The following is a 13,495-nucleotide window of genomic DNA, read 5'->3' on the forward strand; positions in this document are numbered from 1 at the left end:
GCTGAAGGGGAAGTGAGGGGAGGGTATCACCGCCAAATGGGCGCTTCTCAGGAGGCTTCACCGCTCGTTGCGGTTGGCGCCTGTTCTTCACCCTCGCTGGGGCCTTCAGCCCCATCCTCTAAATCCTCGTCGCCTTCCTGCGCCGGAGGGGCAGGCCAGGCTGTGGGGCCGCTGGGCAGGGGCTTGGTCTGGGCCTCCGCCACCAAATTTTCCTGGTCGGCCATGCCCACTTGGGGCCGAGTCAAAACCAAAACAGACTGCTGAACCATGGTTTGACAGGCAAGCCGCCAGGTTTGGGGGCGCCGGCGCAGTTTTTGGTCTTCCACGGGGGTGCGGGCGCTCAGCACCTGGGCAGCGGTGCCCTCCGGAATGGCCACAAAGCAGGTGATGCACTGGCCGCAGCCGCCGCAATTGCCTAGGGCACCCTTGAGCCCATAGAGCTGAATGCCCTCCCGCAAAGCCACTTCTCGCAGGTTTTCGCCGGGGTAGCACTCAATGTCGCGGCCCTCGCGAACAAATCGGATCACGGGCATGAAACCTTTCTGCAGAGGTCTTCATTCTGGGCCAGGCCGTTGCGGTCCGTTACCTGGAGCGCACGGCGGCCGGAGCGCCCCTTACGATCGCCCAACCCACCCAGAACTACCCCCATGGGATTGCCCTGGTATCGGGTGCACACGGTCGTGATCAACGACCCGGGCCGTCTGCTCGCCGTGCACCTCATGCACACCGCCCTGGTTGCCGGCTGGGCCGGCTCCATGGCGCTCTATGAGCTCGCAATTTTTGATCCGTCCGACGCGGTACTCAACCCGATGTGGCGCCAGGGCATGTTCGTCATGCCCTTCATGGCCCGACTCGGCGTTACCGGCAGCTGGGGCGGCTGGAGCATCACCGGCGAGACCGGTGTTGATCCAGGCTTCTGGAGCTTTGAAGGTGTGGCTGCAGCCCACATCGTCTTTAGCGGCCTGCTCTTCTTGGCCGCCATCTGGCACTGGACCTACTGGGATCTAGAGATCTGGCAGGACCCACGCACCGGCGAACCAGCCCTCGATCTGCCCAAAATTTTTGGCATCCACCTGCTGCTTGCCGGCCTTGGTTGCTTCGGATTCGGGGCCTTTCACCTCACCGGGGTCTTCGGGCCTGGCATGTGGGTCAGTGATCCCTATGGAGTCACGGGTCACTTGGAGGCAGTCCAACCATCTTGGGGACCAGAAGGATTCAATCCCTTCAACCCTGGCGGCATCGTGGCCCACCACATTGCCGCTGGCATCGTTGGAATCATTGCTGGCATTTTCCACATCACAACTCGACCGCCGGAGCGCCTCTACAAGGCCCTCCGCATGGGCAACATCGAAACGGTGCTGGCCTCGGCCATCGCGGCCGTGTTCTTTGCAGCCTTCATTGTTGCCGGCACTATGTGGTACGGCGCTGCCGCAACCCCTGTAGAGCTGTTTGGCCCCACCCGCTATCAGTGGGACCAGAGCTACTTCAAGACGGAAATCAATCGTCGAGTCCAAACAGCTCTCGACAACGGAGCCACCAAGGAACAGGCCTATGCCTCGATTCCTGAGAAGCTGGCCTTCTATGACTACGTCGGCAACAGTCCTGCCAAGGGCGGCCTGTTCCGGGTTGGTCCGATGGTGAATGGCGACGGCTTGCCCACCGGCTGGATTGGCCACATCTCCTTCACCGACAAAGATGGCCGGGATCTGGAAGTGCGCCGCCTGCCCAACTTCTTCGAGAACTTCCCTGTGATTCTCCTAGACCAAGAGGGAATCGTGCGAGCTGACATTCCCTTCCGCCGTGCTGAAGCGAAGTACTCCTTCGAGCAGACCGGCGTAACCGCAACCGTTTACGGAGGCGCCCTCAACGGCCAGGTCTTCACTGATCCTGCCGATGTGAAGCGCCTGGCCCGCAAGGCCCAGCTCGGGGAAGCCTTCGAATTTGACCGGGAGACTTATCACTCCGACGGTGTATTCCGTAGCTCGCCCCGGGGCTGGTTCACCTTTGGCCACGCCACCTTCGCCCTTCTCTTCTTCTTCGGCCACATCTGGCACGGTGCTCGCACCCTGTATCGCGATGTGTTTGCCGGTATTGATCCTGACCTTGGCGAACAAGTGGAATTCGGTCTCTTCCAGAAATTGGGAGACCGCTCGACCCGTCGTCTGCCCGAGGGCTACGTGCCCCCGGCAGGCAGTCCCCTCAGCTGAACGCCAGCACCCCCGAGGACATCCATGGAAAGCTTCGCTTACATCCTGATCCTGGCCCTGGCCATCTCCACGCTCTTCTTTGCAATCGCCTTCCGCGATCCCCCCAAGATCGGCAAATAATCAGCCAGAGCCCTTTAAAGCCCCTGCTTCGGCAGGGGCTTTTTTGTTGTGCAATAGGCGAATGCAGGCCTTTCCAAATGAAAAAGTGCTGCTTACACTTGAAAGACACGCCCGGATGCCAGGGATGCAATGTCCCTCATGCCAACACACCGACAGCCGGGTGCTCGAATCTCGAGCGGCCGACAGTGGTCGCAGCGTGAGGCGGCGGCGTGAATGTCTCAACTGCGAATTCCGCTTCACTACCTATGAGCGGGTAGAGACCGTGCCCATCACTGTGGTGAAGCGCAACTCCTCGCGCGAAACCTTCAATCGCGTCAAGTTGCTGCACGGGCTGCTGCGCGCCTGCGAAAAAACAGGCCTAGAGCCGGCCAGGCTCGAAGGGGTGGTGGATGAAATCGAACTCCAGCTGCAGCAGCGCAGCGGACGGGAGGTGAGCAGTGCTGAAATCGGTGAACTTGTGCTTCAGCAGCTCAGCGAAATGAGTGAGGTTGCCTATGTGCGCTTCGCCTCCGTCTATCGCCAGTTCCAGGGCGTAAGCGATTTTGTGGCCACCTTGGAAGGACTGCACAAGCGCAGTAGTGGCCGCTTACGCAAAGCCAGCTTGGCCACTGTCGGCTGAACCAGATCTGCTGGATCAGATCAAAAAAATGGAAAGACGCTGCTGTCGCATTGGTACAGTGGTAGATCGGGTTTGCTCTGCTGGCGGGCAGATCACCCGTGCCTTTCCTACTGCTTCAGGCAGACCGCCACCTATCCATGACCGTGACCCCTTCCGATACCAGCACTGAAGCGCTCAACCAAGAAGCGACCAGTGCCGAGGCCGAGCTCGATTTCGCCGCCGCCATGGGCGATGACCTCGATCTAGCCATTCCGGAAGAGGTCCCAACCGCCGATGACCCCAGCAGTCGCGCTGCCTCCCGCAACGACGCTGATGGCGTGGGTTTCACCCTGGATGAGTTTGCGTCGCTGCTGAGCAAGTACGACTACAACTTCAAGCCGGGTGACGTTGTCAACGGCACCGTGTTTGCCCTGGAATCGAAGGGCGCCATGATCGACATCGGCGCCAAAACAGCGGCATTTATGCCCGTTCAGGAGGTGTCAATCAACCGGGTTGAAGGCCTCAGCGACGTTCTCGTGCCAGGCGAGATCCGCGAGTTCTTCATCATGAGTGAGGAGAACGAAGACGGCCAGCTCTCGCTTTCCATCCGCCGTATCGAGTATCAGCGTGCCTGGGAACGGGTGCGCCAGCTGCAGAAAGAAGACGCGACCATCTACAGCGAAGTGTTTGCCACCAACCGTGGTGGCGCCCTCGTGCGGGTTGAAGGCTTGCGCGGGTTCATTCCGGGCAGCCACATCAGCACCCGCAAGGCCAAAGAAGAGCTGGTGGCCGACTTCCTGCCCCTTAAGTTCCTTGAGGTGGACGAGGAGCGCAACCGCCTGGTGCTCAGCCATCGCCGCGCCCTGGTGGAACGCAAGATGAATCGCCTAGAAGTGGGCGAAGTGGTGCTCGGCACCGTGCGCGGCATCAAGCCCTACGGCGCCTTCATCGACATCGGTGGAGTCAGCGGCCTGCTGCACATCTCCGAAATCAGCCACGAGCACATCGAGACACCGCACACGGTGCTCAATGTCAACGACCAGATGAAGGTGATGATCATCGACCTGGATGCCGAGCGGGGCCGGATCTCCCTCTCGACCAAGGCCCTCGAGCCCGAGCCCGGCGACATGCTCACCGATCCCCAGAAAGTGTTCGATAAAGCTGAGGAAATGGCCGCCCGCTACAAGCAGATGCTGCTTGAGCAGGCCGAAGACAACGAACCAATGGGCGTCACCCTCGACTAAGCCAGGCCCAACTACGAGCCCTCCATGGCTGAGCTGTTTCTGCGGGGAGAACCCCTGGCCGATGCCACGGGAACACCATTCCCAATCGAAGCGGTGTTGTTCGACAAGGACGGCACCCTTTGCATCAGCGAACCCATGCTCCAAACCCTGGCCGAGGCCAGGGTTTTTCATGCCTGCGAGCTACTGCTGCTGCGCCACCAGGAGCTACCCGCCAGCCGAGGCGACGAGCTGGCTCAGCTACTGCAGCGGGCCTACGGGCTCCGCGATAGCTCTATCCATCCGGCCGGCGCCACGGCCGTCGGCTCCCGCAGCCACAACCTGATCTCCACCGCCACAGCGTTGGCCCAGGTTGGCCTTGGCTGGCCAGAAGCCCTTGAACTAAGCGAAAGCGTATTTACGGCCACCGATGGCCTGCATGGCCAGGGGAGTGAGCACCGGCCCATCGCCACCGCCGGACTCCACGATTTGATGCAAGCACTGCAGGAAGCAGGAGTGGTGTGCGCCGTGATCAGCAACGATGACGAGGCCGGCATCGAAGCTTTTCTGGCCAGCCAAAACCTCAGGTCCAGGTTTCAAGGCCTGTGGAGTGCCGACCACAACCCGCGCAAGCCAGACCCGGCGGCGGTGCACGCACTCTGCGCCCAACTCGGAATACAGCCCAACCGTTGCGCCCTGATCGGAGATGCCAATAGCGACCTGCGCATGGCCCAGCAGGCGGGAGTGCCCGTGGTGCTCGGCTATGGGGCGGGCTGGAGCATCGCCCCGCCGCTAGATCCCCGCTTCCCCTACCTGCAACATTGGCGCGAACTCCAGGTAAACGCAGGCCAGCACATAGGCTGAGTTCAGTTGAATTAAGGCTGCATGAGCCGCTACGTCTTCACCTCTGAGTCGGTAACAGAAGGCCATCCAGACAAGATCTGTGACCAGGTGAGCGATGCGGTGCTCGACGCCCTGCTGGCCCAGGACCCGGCTTCTCGAGTTGCCTGCGAGACCGTGGTCAACACCGGCCTTTGCCTGATCACAGGTGAAGTAACAACCACCGCCCGGGTTGACTTCAACACCCTGGTGCGGGGCGTGATCAACCAGATCGGTTACGCCGGTGCCCGCGCCGGCGGCTTCGATGCTCACAGCTGCGCCGTGCTGGTGGCCCTAGACCAGCAGTCCCCCGATATTGCCCAGGGGGTAAATGAGGCCGACGACCACGACGGCGACCCCCTCGATCTGGTGGGAGCAGGCGACCAGGGGATCATGTTTGGCTACGCCTGCAACGAGACTCCAGAGCTAATGCCTCTGCCGATCAGCCTGGCTCACCGCCTGGCGCGGCGGCTGGCGGAGGTGCGTCACAACGGCAGCCTCACCTATCTGCTGCCCGACGGCAAAACCCAGGTGAGCGTCGTCTACGAAAACGAAGTGCCCGTGTCGATCGACACGATCTTGATCTCCACCCAGCACACAGCGGAGATCGATGGCATCTCGGACGAAAAAGCGATTCGGGAGCGCATTGCCGCCGACCTCTGGAGCCACGTGGTGGAGCCCGCCACTGCCGATCTGGCCCTCAAGCCCTCCCAGGCAGACACTCGTTTCCTGGTGAACCCCACCGGCAAATTTGTGGTGGGCGGCCCCCAGGGTGACGCCGGTCTGACGGGCCGCAAAATCATCGTCGATACCTACGGCGGCTACGCCCGCCATGGCGGTGGCGCCTTCTCGGGCAAGGATCCCACAAAGGTGGATCGCTCCGCCGCCTACGCCGCCCGCTACGTGGCTAAAGCCTTGGTGGCCTCAGGCCTGGCTCGCAAATGCGAAGTGCAGCTCAGCTATGCCATTGGCGTGGCCAAGCCGGTGAGCATCCTGGTGGAAAGCTTCGGCACGGGCGCCATCAGCAATGCCGACCTCACCTCCCTGGTGCAGGAGCAGTTCGACCTGCGCCCCGGGGCCATCATCGCCACCTTCGGTTTGCGGGAGCTGCCCCAGCAACGCGGCGGCCGCTTCTATCAAGATGTGGCTGCATACGGCCATTTCGGCCGAACCGACCTGGATCTGCCCTGGGAAAACGTGGACGCCATCGCTGCCACGCTCAAGCAGGTCACCTCGGCCAAGGTCAACGCGGCGCAGGTCAACGCCTGAACTGCCGGCCCGGCAGGTGAACAAGGCACTTGCCCTTGGAGTGGATCTGGGCAGTAGTGGCCTGCGGATTGCCCTGATAGGGCCAGATGGCGAGCAGCTGATCGCAGAGTCCAGCCCCTACCCATCCAGCCTGGAGGAGCCTTTGGGCTGGGTGGAGGGCCTAACAAGCCTCTGCGGGCTGCTGCCAGGAGCTGCCCTTAAACGGGTTGGGGCACTGGCGGTGGATGGCACCTCCGGCACCCTGCTGCTGTGCCGTGCCGATGGCCAGCCCGGCCCCGGCTGCCTAGGGCAAGCCTTGCCGTATCACTTCGCCTGCCGCGAGCAGGCCCCTATTGCTGCAGCCATTGCCGGTTCAGGCCCAGCCGCCAGTGCCAACGGCAGCCTGGCCCGGGCCCTGCACCTGCTGGCTCAGGCCCAAGCAATCGGAGCGGGCGGCCCCTGGCTGCTGCGTCACCAGGCCGACTGGCTAACCGGCTGGTTGCTTGGTGACTGGAGCTGGGGAGAAGAGGGCAACAACCTGCGCCTCGGCTGGGACCTGCAACGGCAGGGCTGGAGTGGCTCGATCGCGCTCCAGCCGTGGGCCACAGCCTTGCCAGCAATTCGCCCCAGCGGCGCGGTGCTGGGGCGAATCGCTGCTACGGCCGCCCAAAAGCTGGGACTGGCGCCTGGCTGCCAGGTGGTGGCAGGCAGCACCGACGCCAACGCCGGGGTGCTAGCCGCCCAGCCAGGCAAAGGCGATGGCGTCACCGTGCTGGGCACCACCCTGGTGCTCAAACAGTTCAGCCCCAGACCGATCGAAGGGCCAGGCATCAGCTGTCACCGAGTGGCAGGCAGCTGGCTGGTGGGTGGCGCCTCCAATGCCGGAGCCGGCATCCTGAGGCGCTTCTTCAGTGACGCACAGATCGAAGAGTTGAGCCGCCAGATCGATCCTCGCCTGCCCACGGGCCTGCAGCTGCGGCCGCTGCCAGCCCGTGGGGAGCGCTTTCCCGTAGACGATCCTGAGCTCGAGCCGCTACTAGGCCCGCGCCCGATCAGCGACGTCCGCTACCTCCAGGCCCTGCTGGAGGGCCTCACAGCCCTGGAAAAACAGGGCTGGCAGCGGTTGCAAGCGGCCGGTGCCCCCGCCCTGGAGCGGGTGATCACCCTGGGGGGCGGGGCCCGCAACCCCCAATGGCGGCGGCTGCGCCAGCAGAGCCTCGGCATACCGGTGCTGAATCGACCGGGGTGCACAGCTGCCCTTGGCATGGCCAGACTGGCCGCAACAGCCCTGCAAAAACCATGAACGACCGCCTGCGCTCTGTGATCTCCATGGCGGTGTTTGTGGTGCTGGCTGGCTATGTGGGCTTCAGTGCCCTGCGTCTTGGCCTGTTGTTGTGGCAGCGCTTCGGCGCCGCCTAACTCCCTTAGCAGCTTCGTCCGAGCCAGAATCACTCCCACCCCCACCGCCGCGCATCACCATGGCCGCCGACCCCCTCACCCCCGCCGTGAGCGATCGGATTTGCCGACACATGAATGACGACCATGCCGAGGCGGTGCTGGCCTATGCCCGTCACTACGGCGGCCTAGGCGCAGCCGAAAAGGCAAGCCTGGTAGCAGTCCGATCCGAAGCCATGGAGCTTGAGGTGGATGGCGCCAAGGTCACAGTGCCCTTCGACCACTGCCTTAGTGACAGTGAAGATGCCCATCGCACCCTGGTGGCGATGTTGCGGGCCCTGCCCCGCTGAAGCCGGCGGCGTGGGAACCCTGCGGGAAACCTGCAGACCCTTCCATGGCCGCCTGGACCCCTGGCCCAACTCCCCTAACGGCAGGGCTGTTAAAGCTGCTGCCCCTGGACTGGATCGCCAAACCACCAAGCCTGCACGCCGATCTGGCGGCGGAATTACCCGAGGGGGGACGCCAGGGCAGTGATCCCATCCATTGGTGGGCAGCTGGCATGTACTCGGGGCGGCTGCGCCGGCAGCTTCTTTATCTGCGCACCCATCCGAATCCAGCAATGGTGGCAGTTCTGGTACAGCAACTAGCCGCAAGACTGGGCGCCGAACCTTGGGCCAGACCACCCCTGCTAGTTGCGATCCCCAGCTGGAAGCGGCGGGCCAACCCTCTGCCCGGTCTGCTGGGCAGAGCCCTTAGCTGGCAACTGGGCTGGCCCCAAGTACCCCTCCTGCAACGCAGTCGGGCAGTGCTGGGCCAGCACCATCTAGGCCGCGAGCTGCGCTGGGCTAACCAGGCAGGAGCCTTTCGCTGCTCGGCGCATGGGCAGCAACAGCACCCCCGGGATAAACCTGCGGTAGTGCTGTTGGACGACATCCTCACGACAGGTGCTACGGCCTGCGCCGCTGCAGACACCCTGCGCGACCAGGGCTGGCAGGTGGCTGGCATGGCCTGCCTGGCCCGAACCCCATGGCAGGGCCGTGATCTAAGATTGCCTCGTCGCTTAGGCGACGGGCCGGGATAGCTCAGTTGGTAGAGCAGGCGATTGAAAATCGCCGTGTCCCCAGTTCAAATCTGGGTCCTGGCATTCTCATCCCACTACTTTCCTGCCGCGAAAAACCTGCCCGGGTTTGGAATGGCTCAACTAGAAACGGCTGAATATTGCGGCACCATGCAGAGCCAGCTCCAAGGCTTTTTCGTCGGCGAGAAAATTCGCCAACTTCTGCACTGCGATGCAGCCTTTACGGAACATTGCGAGCGTCTCAACTACAAAGCTGATCCCAGCCGTGATCCCAAGCTGGTGAGCGCCACCATGGGGAGGGCCCTGCTTGAAATCGCCCTCTGTTTTGGCGAGCTGGCCGAGCCAGGCACCTCCAACAAGGGCCTTTATTGGGCCGCTAGCACCATCACCGAACTGATCTGTGACCACGACCCCAAGGAGCCAGAGGTGGCGGGGGGCCGCTCCTTGGCCCTGAAGCGGCTACTGGGCAGCCGTGGTGGCATGGCGGTGGCCCAAACCATTACCAGGGTGCTTGCCAAAGTGGACCAGCTAGCACCCTGGGACGAAGAATCCACTATTGATGCCTGGCGGTCCTTCCTTCGCCACTACTGCCAGATTCTCTGGCGCGAAAGCAGCACCCCGATCGAAGTGGAAAAATGCGATACGGCAATCAATACCCTGCTTGAGATGCTGCTTGGTCCAGCCCAGCCAGCTCCAAGCCCCCAGAGCCCTAGCCAACGCCATGCGTGAGCATCCACTGAACTCCAACCGGGTGTTCAATAACGCCGACAGCTTTGCGCAGGCTTTCGATGAAGCCTGGCAAAAACATGAGCAGAGCGACCCCCACCATGGCCTCGATCCAGCCGCCAAGGTCGACCTGATTCTCGAAGGGCTTGGCGAGCACCCCTTTCTGCAAAACCAACCAGAGCTGGCTCAGCAAGTAGCCACTTTTCGCCTCCGCCTCCTGGGGTTGGCCGGGCCCACCCAGTAGCGTCATTCTCACTGCCGTGAACTGGCGTGATGGCGAGCTCCTTGGAGCGATTGGTGCGGATGTTGAGCGGTGGCTTCAACAACCAGGAGCAGGCCTTTGAGAATCCGCCCCTGTACGCCCACATCCTGGTCAAATTACGTCCCCTCCCCCAGCTGGCACTGGGCTCCCTACTGCTGGAGCAGAGCTATGCAATTAACCCGGCAGCTCCCTACCGAATTCGGGTATTAAGGGCGGAAGCACAGAACGGCCAGCTGACGATCGTCAACCAGGCGCTGGCAGACGATCAACGCTTCTGGGGAGCGGTTGAGGACAGCGAACTGCGTAGCCGCATTCAAACCAGTGACCTCATGCCCCTAGCTGGCTGCGCCTACGTGGTGCGCGAAGAGAGCGAAGGATTCGTGGGGGAAGTGGAGCCTGGATGTCGCTGTCTGGTGGAGCGCAAGGGAAGCACCTCCTACCTAGTGAGCCGGTTGGAACTAGACCCAGCTGGCATGCGCACGATCGATAGGGGCCACGATCCGATCACCCACGAACATCTTTGGGGATCACTCGCGGGTCCCTTTGAATTTGCCCGCACCGACGACTACAGCGACGAAATACCAGCCCATTGGTTTGAGAAGTGGCGTGATTGAGTGTCGGGATTGAGTCTCAGGCGCTGAGCTCATCGAGGAAGGGTTGCTCCTCTTCATCAAGGAAGGGCTGCTCGACCAAGCGGTCATCCAGAAAGCTCTCCTGCTGAGCCTCCTGGGCATGGGCCAGCTGGGAGGCAACAACTGGACGCAGGTGACGGCCTACCCCTTGATTCTCGATACCTTTAAGCAGGCCCTCAAGGCGCGCCAACCGGTCTTCGGTGTCATCGAGTCGTAGCTCCGTCTCGTCAGCGAGCAAGCCCTGGCTATCGGCATGGCCCTCAAGCAGAGGCTCGAGCCTCAACTCCTGGGCGGCAAGCCGCTCCTCCAGTTCAAGCAGCCGGAAGGTGATCGCTTCAGCCACTTCCGAGAGGGTCTGCAGCTGGTCAGCCAGCCGCTGGGTGCAGTCTGCAACCTTTAGCTCAACAGCCATAACCATTGCCCATGGAATGGGCGGATGGTATCGGCGCAGCCCGTAAGCGCCAGGGGTTGGCGCCCCAGGGCCTGCAGCACAGCATTTGTAACGATTGCAAAAGCCTTGTAATCCGATCGAAACAGGCCCATGTGGATCCCGCGGCCAAGTTTTTTTGAAAACCACCACACCCAACGCTTTGTTGAGCTAAAAATGAGGAATCTGCTGTGGTCACCTGCACCGAGCAAGCCCACCAGCCCCTAGGGCAGTGACCGTTTGTTAAGGGAGCAGTAGGCAGGCAGGCATCTTGAAGAGAATGGGCGAACCAAGTTGACAACACCCAGGTTGCTGCACCCTGCCCACAAGGGGCACTGCGCAGCCCTGGGCCCTGACCAGCCTGGAACCCCTATCCACCCTTCCGACTCTTCGTCGCGACTAGGAGCCTCCCAATGTTCGACGCCTTCACCAAGGTTGTAGCCCAGGCTGATGCCCGTGGCGAATTCATCAACGCCGGTCAAATCGACGCACTTGCGGCGATGGTTTCCGAGAGCAACAAGCGTATGGATGCTGTGAACCGCATCACCTCCAACGCATCCAAGATCGTCACCAATGCGGCCCGCGATCTTTTTGAAGCTCAGCCGGCGCTAACAGCTCCTGGTGGGAACGCCTACACCAGCCGCCGCATGGCTGCGTGCCTACGCGACATGGACATCATCCTCCGTTACATCACCTACGCGATTTTCAACGGCGATGCATCCGTGCTGGAAGACCGCTGCCTCAACGGCCTGCGGGAGACCTACCTGGCGCTCGGCGTTCCTGGCGCTTCGGTTTCTGAAGGCGTTCGCAAGATGAAGGACGCAGCCATTGCAATTGCCAACGACCGCAACGGCATCACCCAGGGAGACTGCTCAGCTTTGATCAGCGAAATCGGCACCTACTTCGACCGCGCTGCAGCAGCCGTCGGCTGATCAGCTCACTAAAAATTCAAACCAACTTATTTCCTCCTTCCCATGAAGACTCCCCTTACCGAAGCCGTCGCAGCAGCTGATTCCCAGGGACGGTTCCTCTCAAACACTGAGCTCAACTCAGCTTTTGGTCGCTTTGACCGCGCCAAAAATGCTCTTGCAGCTGCTAAGGGACTAACAGCCAACGCAGACAACTTGGTGAACGGCGCTGCCCAGGCCGTTTACAACAAGTTCCCCTACACCACCCAGATGCAGGGTGCGAACTATGCCGCTGATGCCCGTGGCAAGGCGAAGTGCTCCCGTGACATCGGTTACTACCTCCGCATGGTCACCTACTGCCTCGTGGCTGGTGGCACCGGCCCCATGGATGAGTACCTGATTGCCGGGATTGATGAAATCAATCGCGCTTTTGAGCTCTCCCCCTCTTGGTATGTGGAAGCTCTTAACTATATCAAAGCCAACCATGGCCTTGCCGGCGAAGCAGCAACAGAGGCAAACAATTACCTCGATTACGCAATCAACGCACTTGTTTGATCAAGCCTCCTTTTAGAACGTAATCAATAGCCTCCCCGTCGAAGGGAGGCTATTTTTATTGAACAAAAGATAAAGGGATGGGCGAAGCCAAGCATAAAGACAGCAGTCGTAAAGAATTAGTCGCCCACAGCAATTCGGCAAAAGTCATTCAGCCGGGGAAACCGTCCTCTTGCCACAAGAAAACCGTCATGCCGCCCAAAGAAGTTTTAAGCATAAAAGACTTAATAAAACAAGCCGGAGAGGAACAGGAGATTCAGTACGGAACAAACGAGGCACGCTTGCGCATAGACCTCAGAATTGAAGACATTGGGCTTTGGAAATCCCATCACAACAAAAATCCTGACAACAACAATATTCTGCTTGCCTGCGAGAGCAATAGCGGCGAACTATCAGAAACCACTCTGACCTGGGTAGTCGGAGCAGCAATACGTTCTGCATTGGTAGAAGGAACGGCCCAAGCAAAGGATCTGCTCAAAAACCTCGGAGTGTCAGAAGAACTGGTGGATCTGGCATCTGAACACTGTCCAGGTCTAGGCGAGAACGCAATATGGGCTTTCCATTTGGAGCGACATGGCTGGCTTACCGCAACTCCTGTGGAATCGTGAACCTGACAAGAGAAGCAAATCGAAAAATGGAGATCAGCCAACTGGCCAAGGCTGCAAAAGTATGCGGCATAAGCAATCGAGACAGTCTCCCCGAAGCAGTGAGAGCGGTGGTAGCTAAAGCCGATACTTCAAAACGGTTCCTAAACACAGAAGAAATAGGAGAGATTTGCAAATATTGCAAAACCTCAGAACATGCCGTTGAGCTACTGATAGCTGAGTCAAACCAGGTGGTTGATAAAGCAAGACAACAACTACTAGCCCAACAACCACAGCTCATCCTGCCTGGCGGGAAATTACACCCAGAACCAAGGGCAGAAGCCTGCTGGCGAGATTGCCAACAGTTTCTACGGGTGATCATTTACGGGGTCGCGTGCGATTGCACAGAAGTAACAGATGCGGCAGGTATGACAGCAATGCGTCAGTTATACAAGGAGATGGAAGTACCTATCCCTGCGATGATGTATGTCCTAGCCCAGATGCGAACACTAACCACACAAGTCCTAAAAACTTCTGGCCATCTTCGCGAGGCAACCTGCCTCGACAAGGCTTTTGATAATCTGATCAAGGCCTTGCAACCAACCTAGCCCGGAGAACAGGAAGCCAAATAAACCCGGCAACCAATTACCATTGCAAGC

18 protein-coding genes and 1 tRNA gene are annotated in these 13,495 nt (G+C 60.5%); 17 read left to right on the forward strand and 2 right to left on the reverse strand.

Annotation, left to right across the window (positions count from 1 at the left end; genetic code table 11):
* Positions 1–47 precede the first annotated feature (47 nt).
* Complete coding sequence (locus U9970_RS10330) at positions 48–533, reverse strand: 2Fe-2S iron-sulfur cluster-binding protein (protein ID WP_322764154.1); 486 nt, start codon at positions 531–533, stop codon at positions 48–50.
* Between the two features lie 114 nt (positions 534–647).
* Between U9970_RS10330 and psbB the strand changes: the two genes are divergently transcribed.
* The 13 genes from psbB (at position 648) to U9970_RS10395 (ending at position 10,347) form a co-directional block, all read left to right on the forward strand.
* Positions 648–2,207, forward strand: a complete 1,560-nt coding sequence (gene psbB / locus U9970_RS10335) for a photosystem II chlorophyll-binding protein CP47 (RefSeq protein WP_254937552.1) — start codon at positions 648–650, stop codon at positions 2,205–2,207.
* Positions 2,208–2,231: 24 nt separating this feature from the next.
* Positions 2,232–2,327 carry a photosystem II reaction center protein T gene (locus tag U9970_RS10340; RefSeq protein WP_010314684.1) on the forward strand — a complete coding sequence of 32 codons (96 nt, stop codon included), beginning with the start codon at positions 2,232–2,234 and terminating at the stop codon, positions 2,325–2,327.
* A gap of 124 nt (positions 2,328–2,451) precedes the next feature.
* Entirely contained in the window at positions 2,452–2,946 is a 495-nt protein-coding gene (gene nrdR / locus U9970_RS10345; RefSeq protein WP_322764155.1) for a transcriptional regulator NrdR, read from the forward strand.
* A gap of 137 nt (positions 2,947–3,083) precedes the next feature.
* Entirely contained in the window at positions 3,084–4,169 is a 1,086-nt protein-coding gene (locus U9970_RS10350) for a 30S ribosomal protein S1 (RefSeq protein WP_322764156.1), read from the forward strand.
* Positions 4,170–4,193: 24 nt separating this feature from the next.
* Positions 4,194–5,009, forward strand: a complete 816-nt coding sequence (locus U9970_RS10355; protein ID WP_322764157.1) for an HAD family hydrolase — start codon at positions 4,194–4,196, stop codon at positions 5,007–5,009.
* 21 nt (positions 5,010–5,030) lie between these two features.
* Entirely contained in the window at positions 5,031–6,293 is a 1,263-nt protein-coding gene (metK, locus tag U9970_RS10360) for a methionine adenosyltransferase (protein WP_322764158.1), read from the forward strand.
* A gap of 16 nt (positions 6,294–6,309) precedes the next feature.
* Positions 6,310–7,575 (forward strand): FGGY-family carbohydrate kinase, encoded by a 1,266-nt coding sequence (locus tag U9970_RS10365; RefSeq protein WP_322764159.1) that lies wholly within the window; start codon positions 6,310–6,312, stop codon positions 7,573–7,575.
* Positions 7,576–7,750: 175 nt separating this feature from the next.
* Positions 7,751–8,017, forward strand: a complete 267-nt coding sequence (locus U9970_RS10370; protein WP_322764160.1) for a DUF2470 domain-containing protein — start codon at positions 7,751–7,753, stop codon at positions 8,015–8,017.
* 44 nt (positions 8,018–8,061) lie between these two features.
* Positions 8,062–8,748 carry a ComF family protein gene (locus U9970_RS10375; protein WP_322764161.1) on the forward strand — a complete coding sequence of 229 codons (687 nt, stop codon included), beginning with the start codon at positions 8,062–8,064 and terminating at the stop codon, positions 8,746–8,748.
* A tRNA-Phe gene (locus tag U9970_RS10380) sits at positions 8,739–8,811 on the forward strand. Before U9970_RS10375 ends, U9970_RS10380 begins: the two co-directional genes overlap by 10 nt.
* Positions 8,812–8,895: 84 nt before the next feature.
* Complete coding sequence (locus U9970_RS10385) at positions 8,896–9,474, forward strand: hypothetical protein (RefSeq protein ID WP_322764162.1); 579 nt, start codon at positions 8,896–8,898, stop codon at positions 9,472–9,474.
* Positions 9,467–9,715, forward strand: a complete 249-nt coding sequence (locus U9970_RS10390; protein ID WP_322764163.1) for a hypothetical protein — start codon at positions 9,467–9,469, stop codon at positions 9,713–9,715. Before U9970_RS10385 ends, U9970_RS10390 begins: the two co-directional genes overlap by 8 nt.
* A 29-nt stretch (positions 9,716–9,744) precedes the next feature.
* Positions 9,745–10,347: a chromophore lyase CpcT/CpeT gene (locus U9970_RS10395; protein ID WP_322764164.1), complete on the forward strand. Its 603-nt coding sequence runs from the start codon at positions 9,745–9,747 to the stop codon at positions 10,345–10,347.
* A gap of 16 nt (positions 10,348–10,363) precedes the next feature.
* Here U9970_RS10395 and U9970_RS10400 read toward each other — a convergent pair whose 3' ends face one another.
* Positions 10,364–10,777, reverse strand: a complete 414-nt coding sequence (locus tag U9970_RS10400) for a hypothetical protein (protein ID WP_322764165.1) — start codon at positions 10,775–10,777, stop codon at positions 10,364–10,366.
* 428 nt (positions 10,778–11,205) lie between these two features.
* Here U9970_RS10400 and U9970_RS10405 point away from each other — a divergent pair, with 428 nt between their 5' ends.
* The 4 genes from U9970_RS10405 (at position 11,206) to U9970_RS10420 (ending at position 13,444) form a co-directional block, all read left to right on the forward strand.
* Positions 11,206–11,724 (forward strand): phycocyanin subunit beta, encoded by a 519-nt coding sequence (locus U9970_RS10405; protein ID WP_254937565.1) that lies wholly within the window; start codon positions 11,206–11,208, stop codon positions 11,722–11,724.
* 42 nt (positions 11,725–11,766) lie between these two features.
* Positions 11,767–12,255, forward strand: a complete 489-nt coding sequence (gene cpcA, locus U9970_RS10410) for a phycocyanin subunit alpha (protein WP_254937566.1) — start codon at positions 11,767–11,769, stop codon at positions 12,253–12,255.
* 77 nt (positions 12,256–12,332) lie between these two features.
* The gene (locus U9970_RS10415) at positions 12,333–12,860 is read left to right on the forward strand and encodes a hypothetical protein (protein ID WP_322764166.1); all 528 of its coding nucleotides are present in this window, start codon (positions 12,333–12,335) and stop codon (positions 12,858–12,860) included.
* Complete coding sequence (locus U9970_RS10420) at positions 12,857–13,444, forward strand: globin family protein (protein ID WP_322764167.1); 588 nt, start codon at positions 12,857–12,859, stop codon at positions 13,442–13,444. The genes U9970_RS10415 and U9970_RS10420 overlap by 4 nt, the downstream gene beginning before the upstream one ends.
* Positions 13,445–13,495: the final 51 nt, after the last annotated feature.

It is taken from the genome of Cyanobium usitatum str. Tous (assembly GCF_963920485.1).
GTDB lineage: Bacteria > Cyanobacteriota > Cyanobacteriia > PCC-6307 > Cyanobiaceae > Cyanobium_A > Cyanobium_A usitatum_A.

Bases quoted from the DNA above. Each gene is read 5' to 3' on its own strand.
- U9970_RS10330 (WP_322764154.1), bottom strand. From the start codon at position 533: ATGCCCGTGATCCGATTTGTTCGCGAGGGCCGCGACATTGAGTGCTAC.
- psbB (WP_254937552.1), top strand. From the start codon at position 648: ATGGGATTGCCCTGGTATCGGGTGCACACGGTCGTGATCAACGACCCG.
- U9970_RS10340 (WP_010314684.1), top strand. From the start codon at position 2,232: ATGGAAAGCTTCGCTTACATCCTGATCCTGGCCCTGGCCATCTCCACG.
- nrdR (WP_322764155.1), top strand. From the start codon at position 2,452: ATGCAATGTCCCTCATGCCAACACACCGACAGCCGGGTGCTCGAATCT.
- U9970_RS10350 (WP_322764156.1), top strand. From the start codon at position 3,084: ATGACCGTGACCCCTTCCGATACCAGCACTGAAGCGCTCAACCAAGAA.
- U9970_RS10355 (WP_322764157.1), top strand. From the start codon at position 4,194: ATGGCTGAGCTGTTTCTGCGGGGAGAACCCCTGGCCGATGCCACGGGA.
- metK (WP_322764158.1), top strand. From the start codon at position 5,031: ATGAGCCGCTACGTCTTCACCTCTGAGTCGGTAACAGAAGGCCATCCA.
- U9970_RS10370 (WP_322764160.1), top strand. From the start codon at position 7,751: ATGGCCGCCGACCCCCTCACCCCCGCCGTGAGCGATCGGATTTGCCGA.
- U9970_RS10375 (WP_322764161.1), top strand. From the start codon at position 8,062: ATGGCCGCCTGGACCCCTGGCCCAACTCCCCTAACGGCAGGGCTGTTA.
- U9970_RS10385 (WP_322764162.1), top strand. From the start codon at position 8,896: ATGCAGAGCCAGCTCCAAGGCTTTTTCGTCGGCGAGAAAATTCGCCAA.
- U9970_RS10390 (WP_322764163.1), top strand. From the start codon at position 9,467: ATGCGTGAGCATCCACTGAACTCCAACCGGGTGTTCAATAACGCCGAC.
- U9970_RS10395 (WP_322764164.1), top strand. From the start codon at position 9,745: ATGGCGAGCTCCTTGGAGCGATTGGTGCGGATGTTGAGCGGTGGCTTC.
- U9970_RS10400 (WP_322764165.1), bottom strand. From the start codon at position 10,777: ATGGCTGTTGAGCTAAAGGTTGCAGACTGCACCCAGCGGCTGGCTGAC.
- U9970_RS10405 (WP_254937565.1), top strand. From the start codon at position 11,206: ATGTTCGACGCCTTCACCAAGGTTGTAGCCCAGGCTGATGCCCGTGGC.
- cpcA (WP_254937566.1), top strand. From the start codon at position 11,767: ATGAAGACTCCCCTTACCGAAGCCGTCGCAGCAGCTGATTCCCAGGGA.
- U9970_RS10415 (WP_322764166.1), top strand. From the start codon at position 12,333: ATGGGCGAAGCCAAGCATAAAGACAGCAGTCGTAAAGAATTAGTCGCC.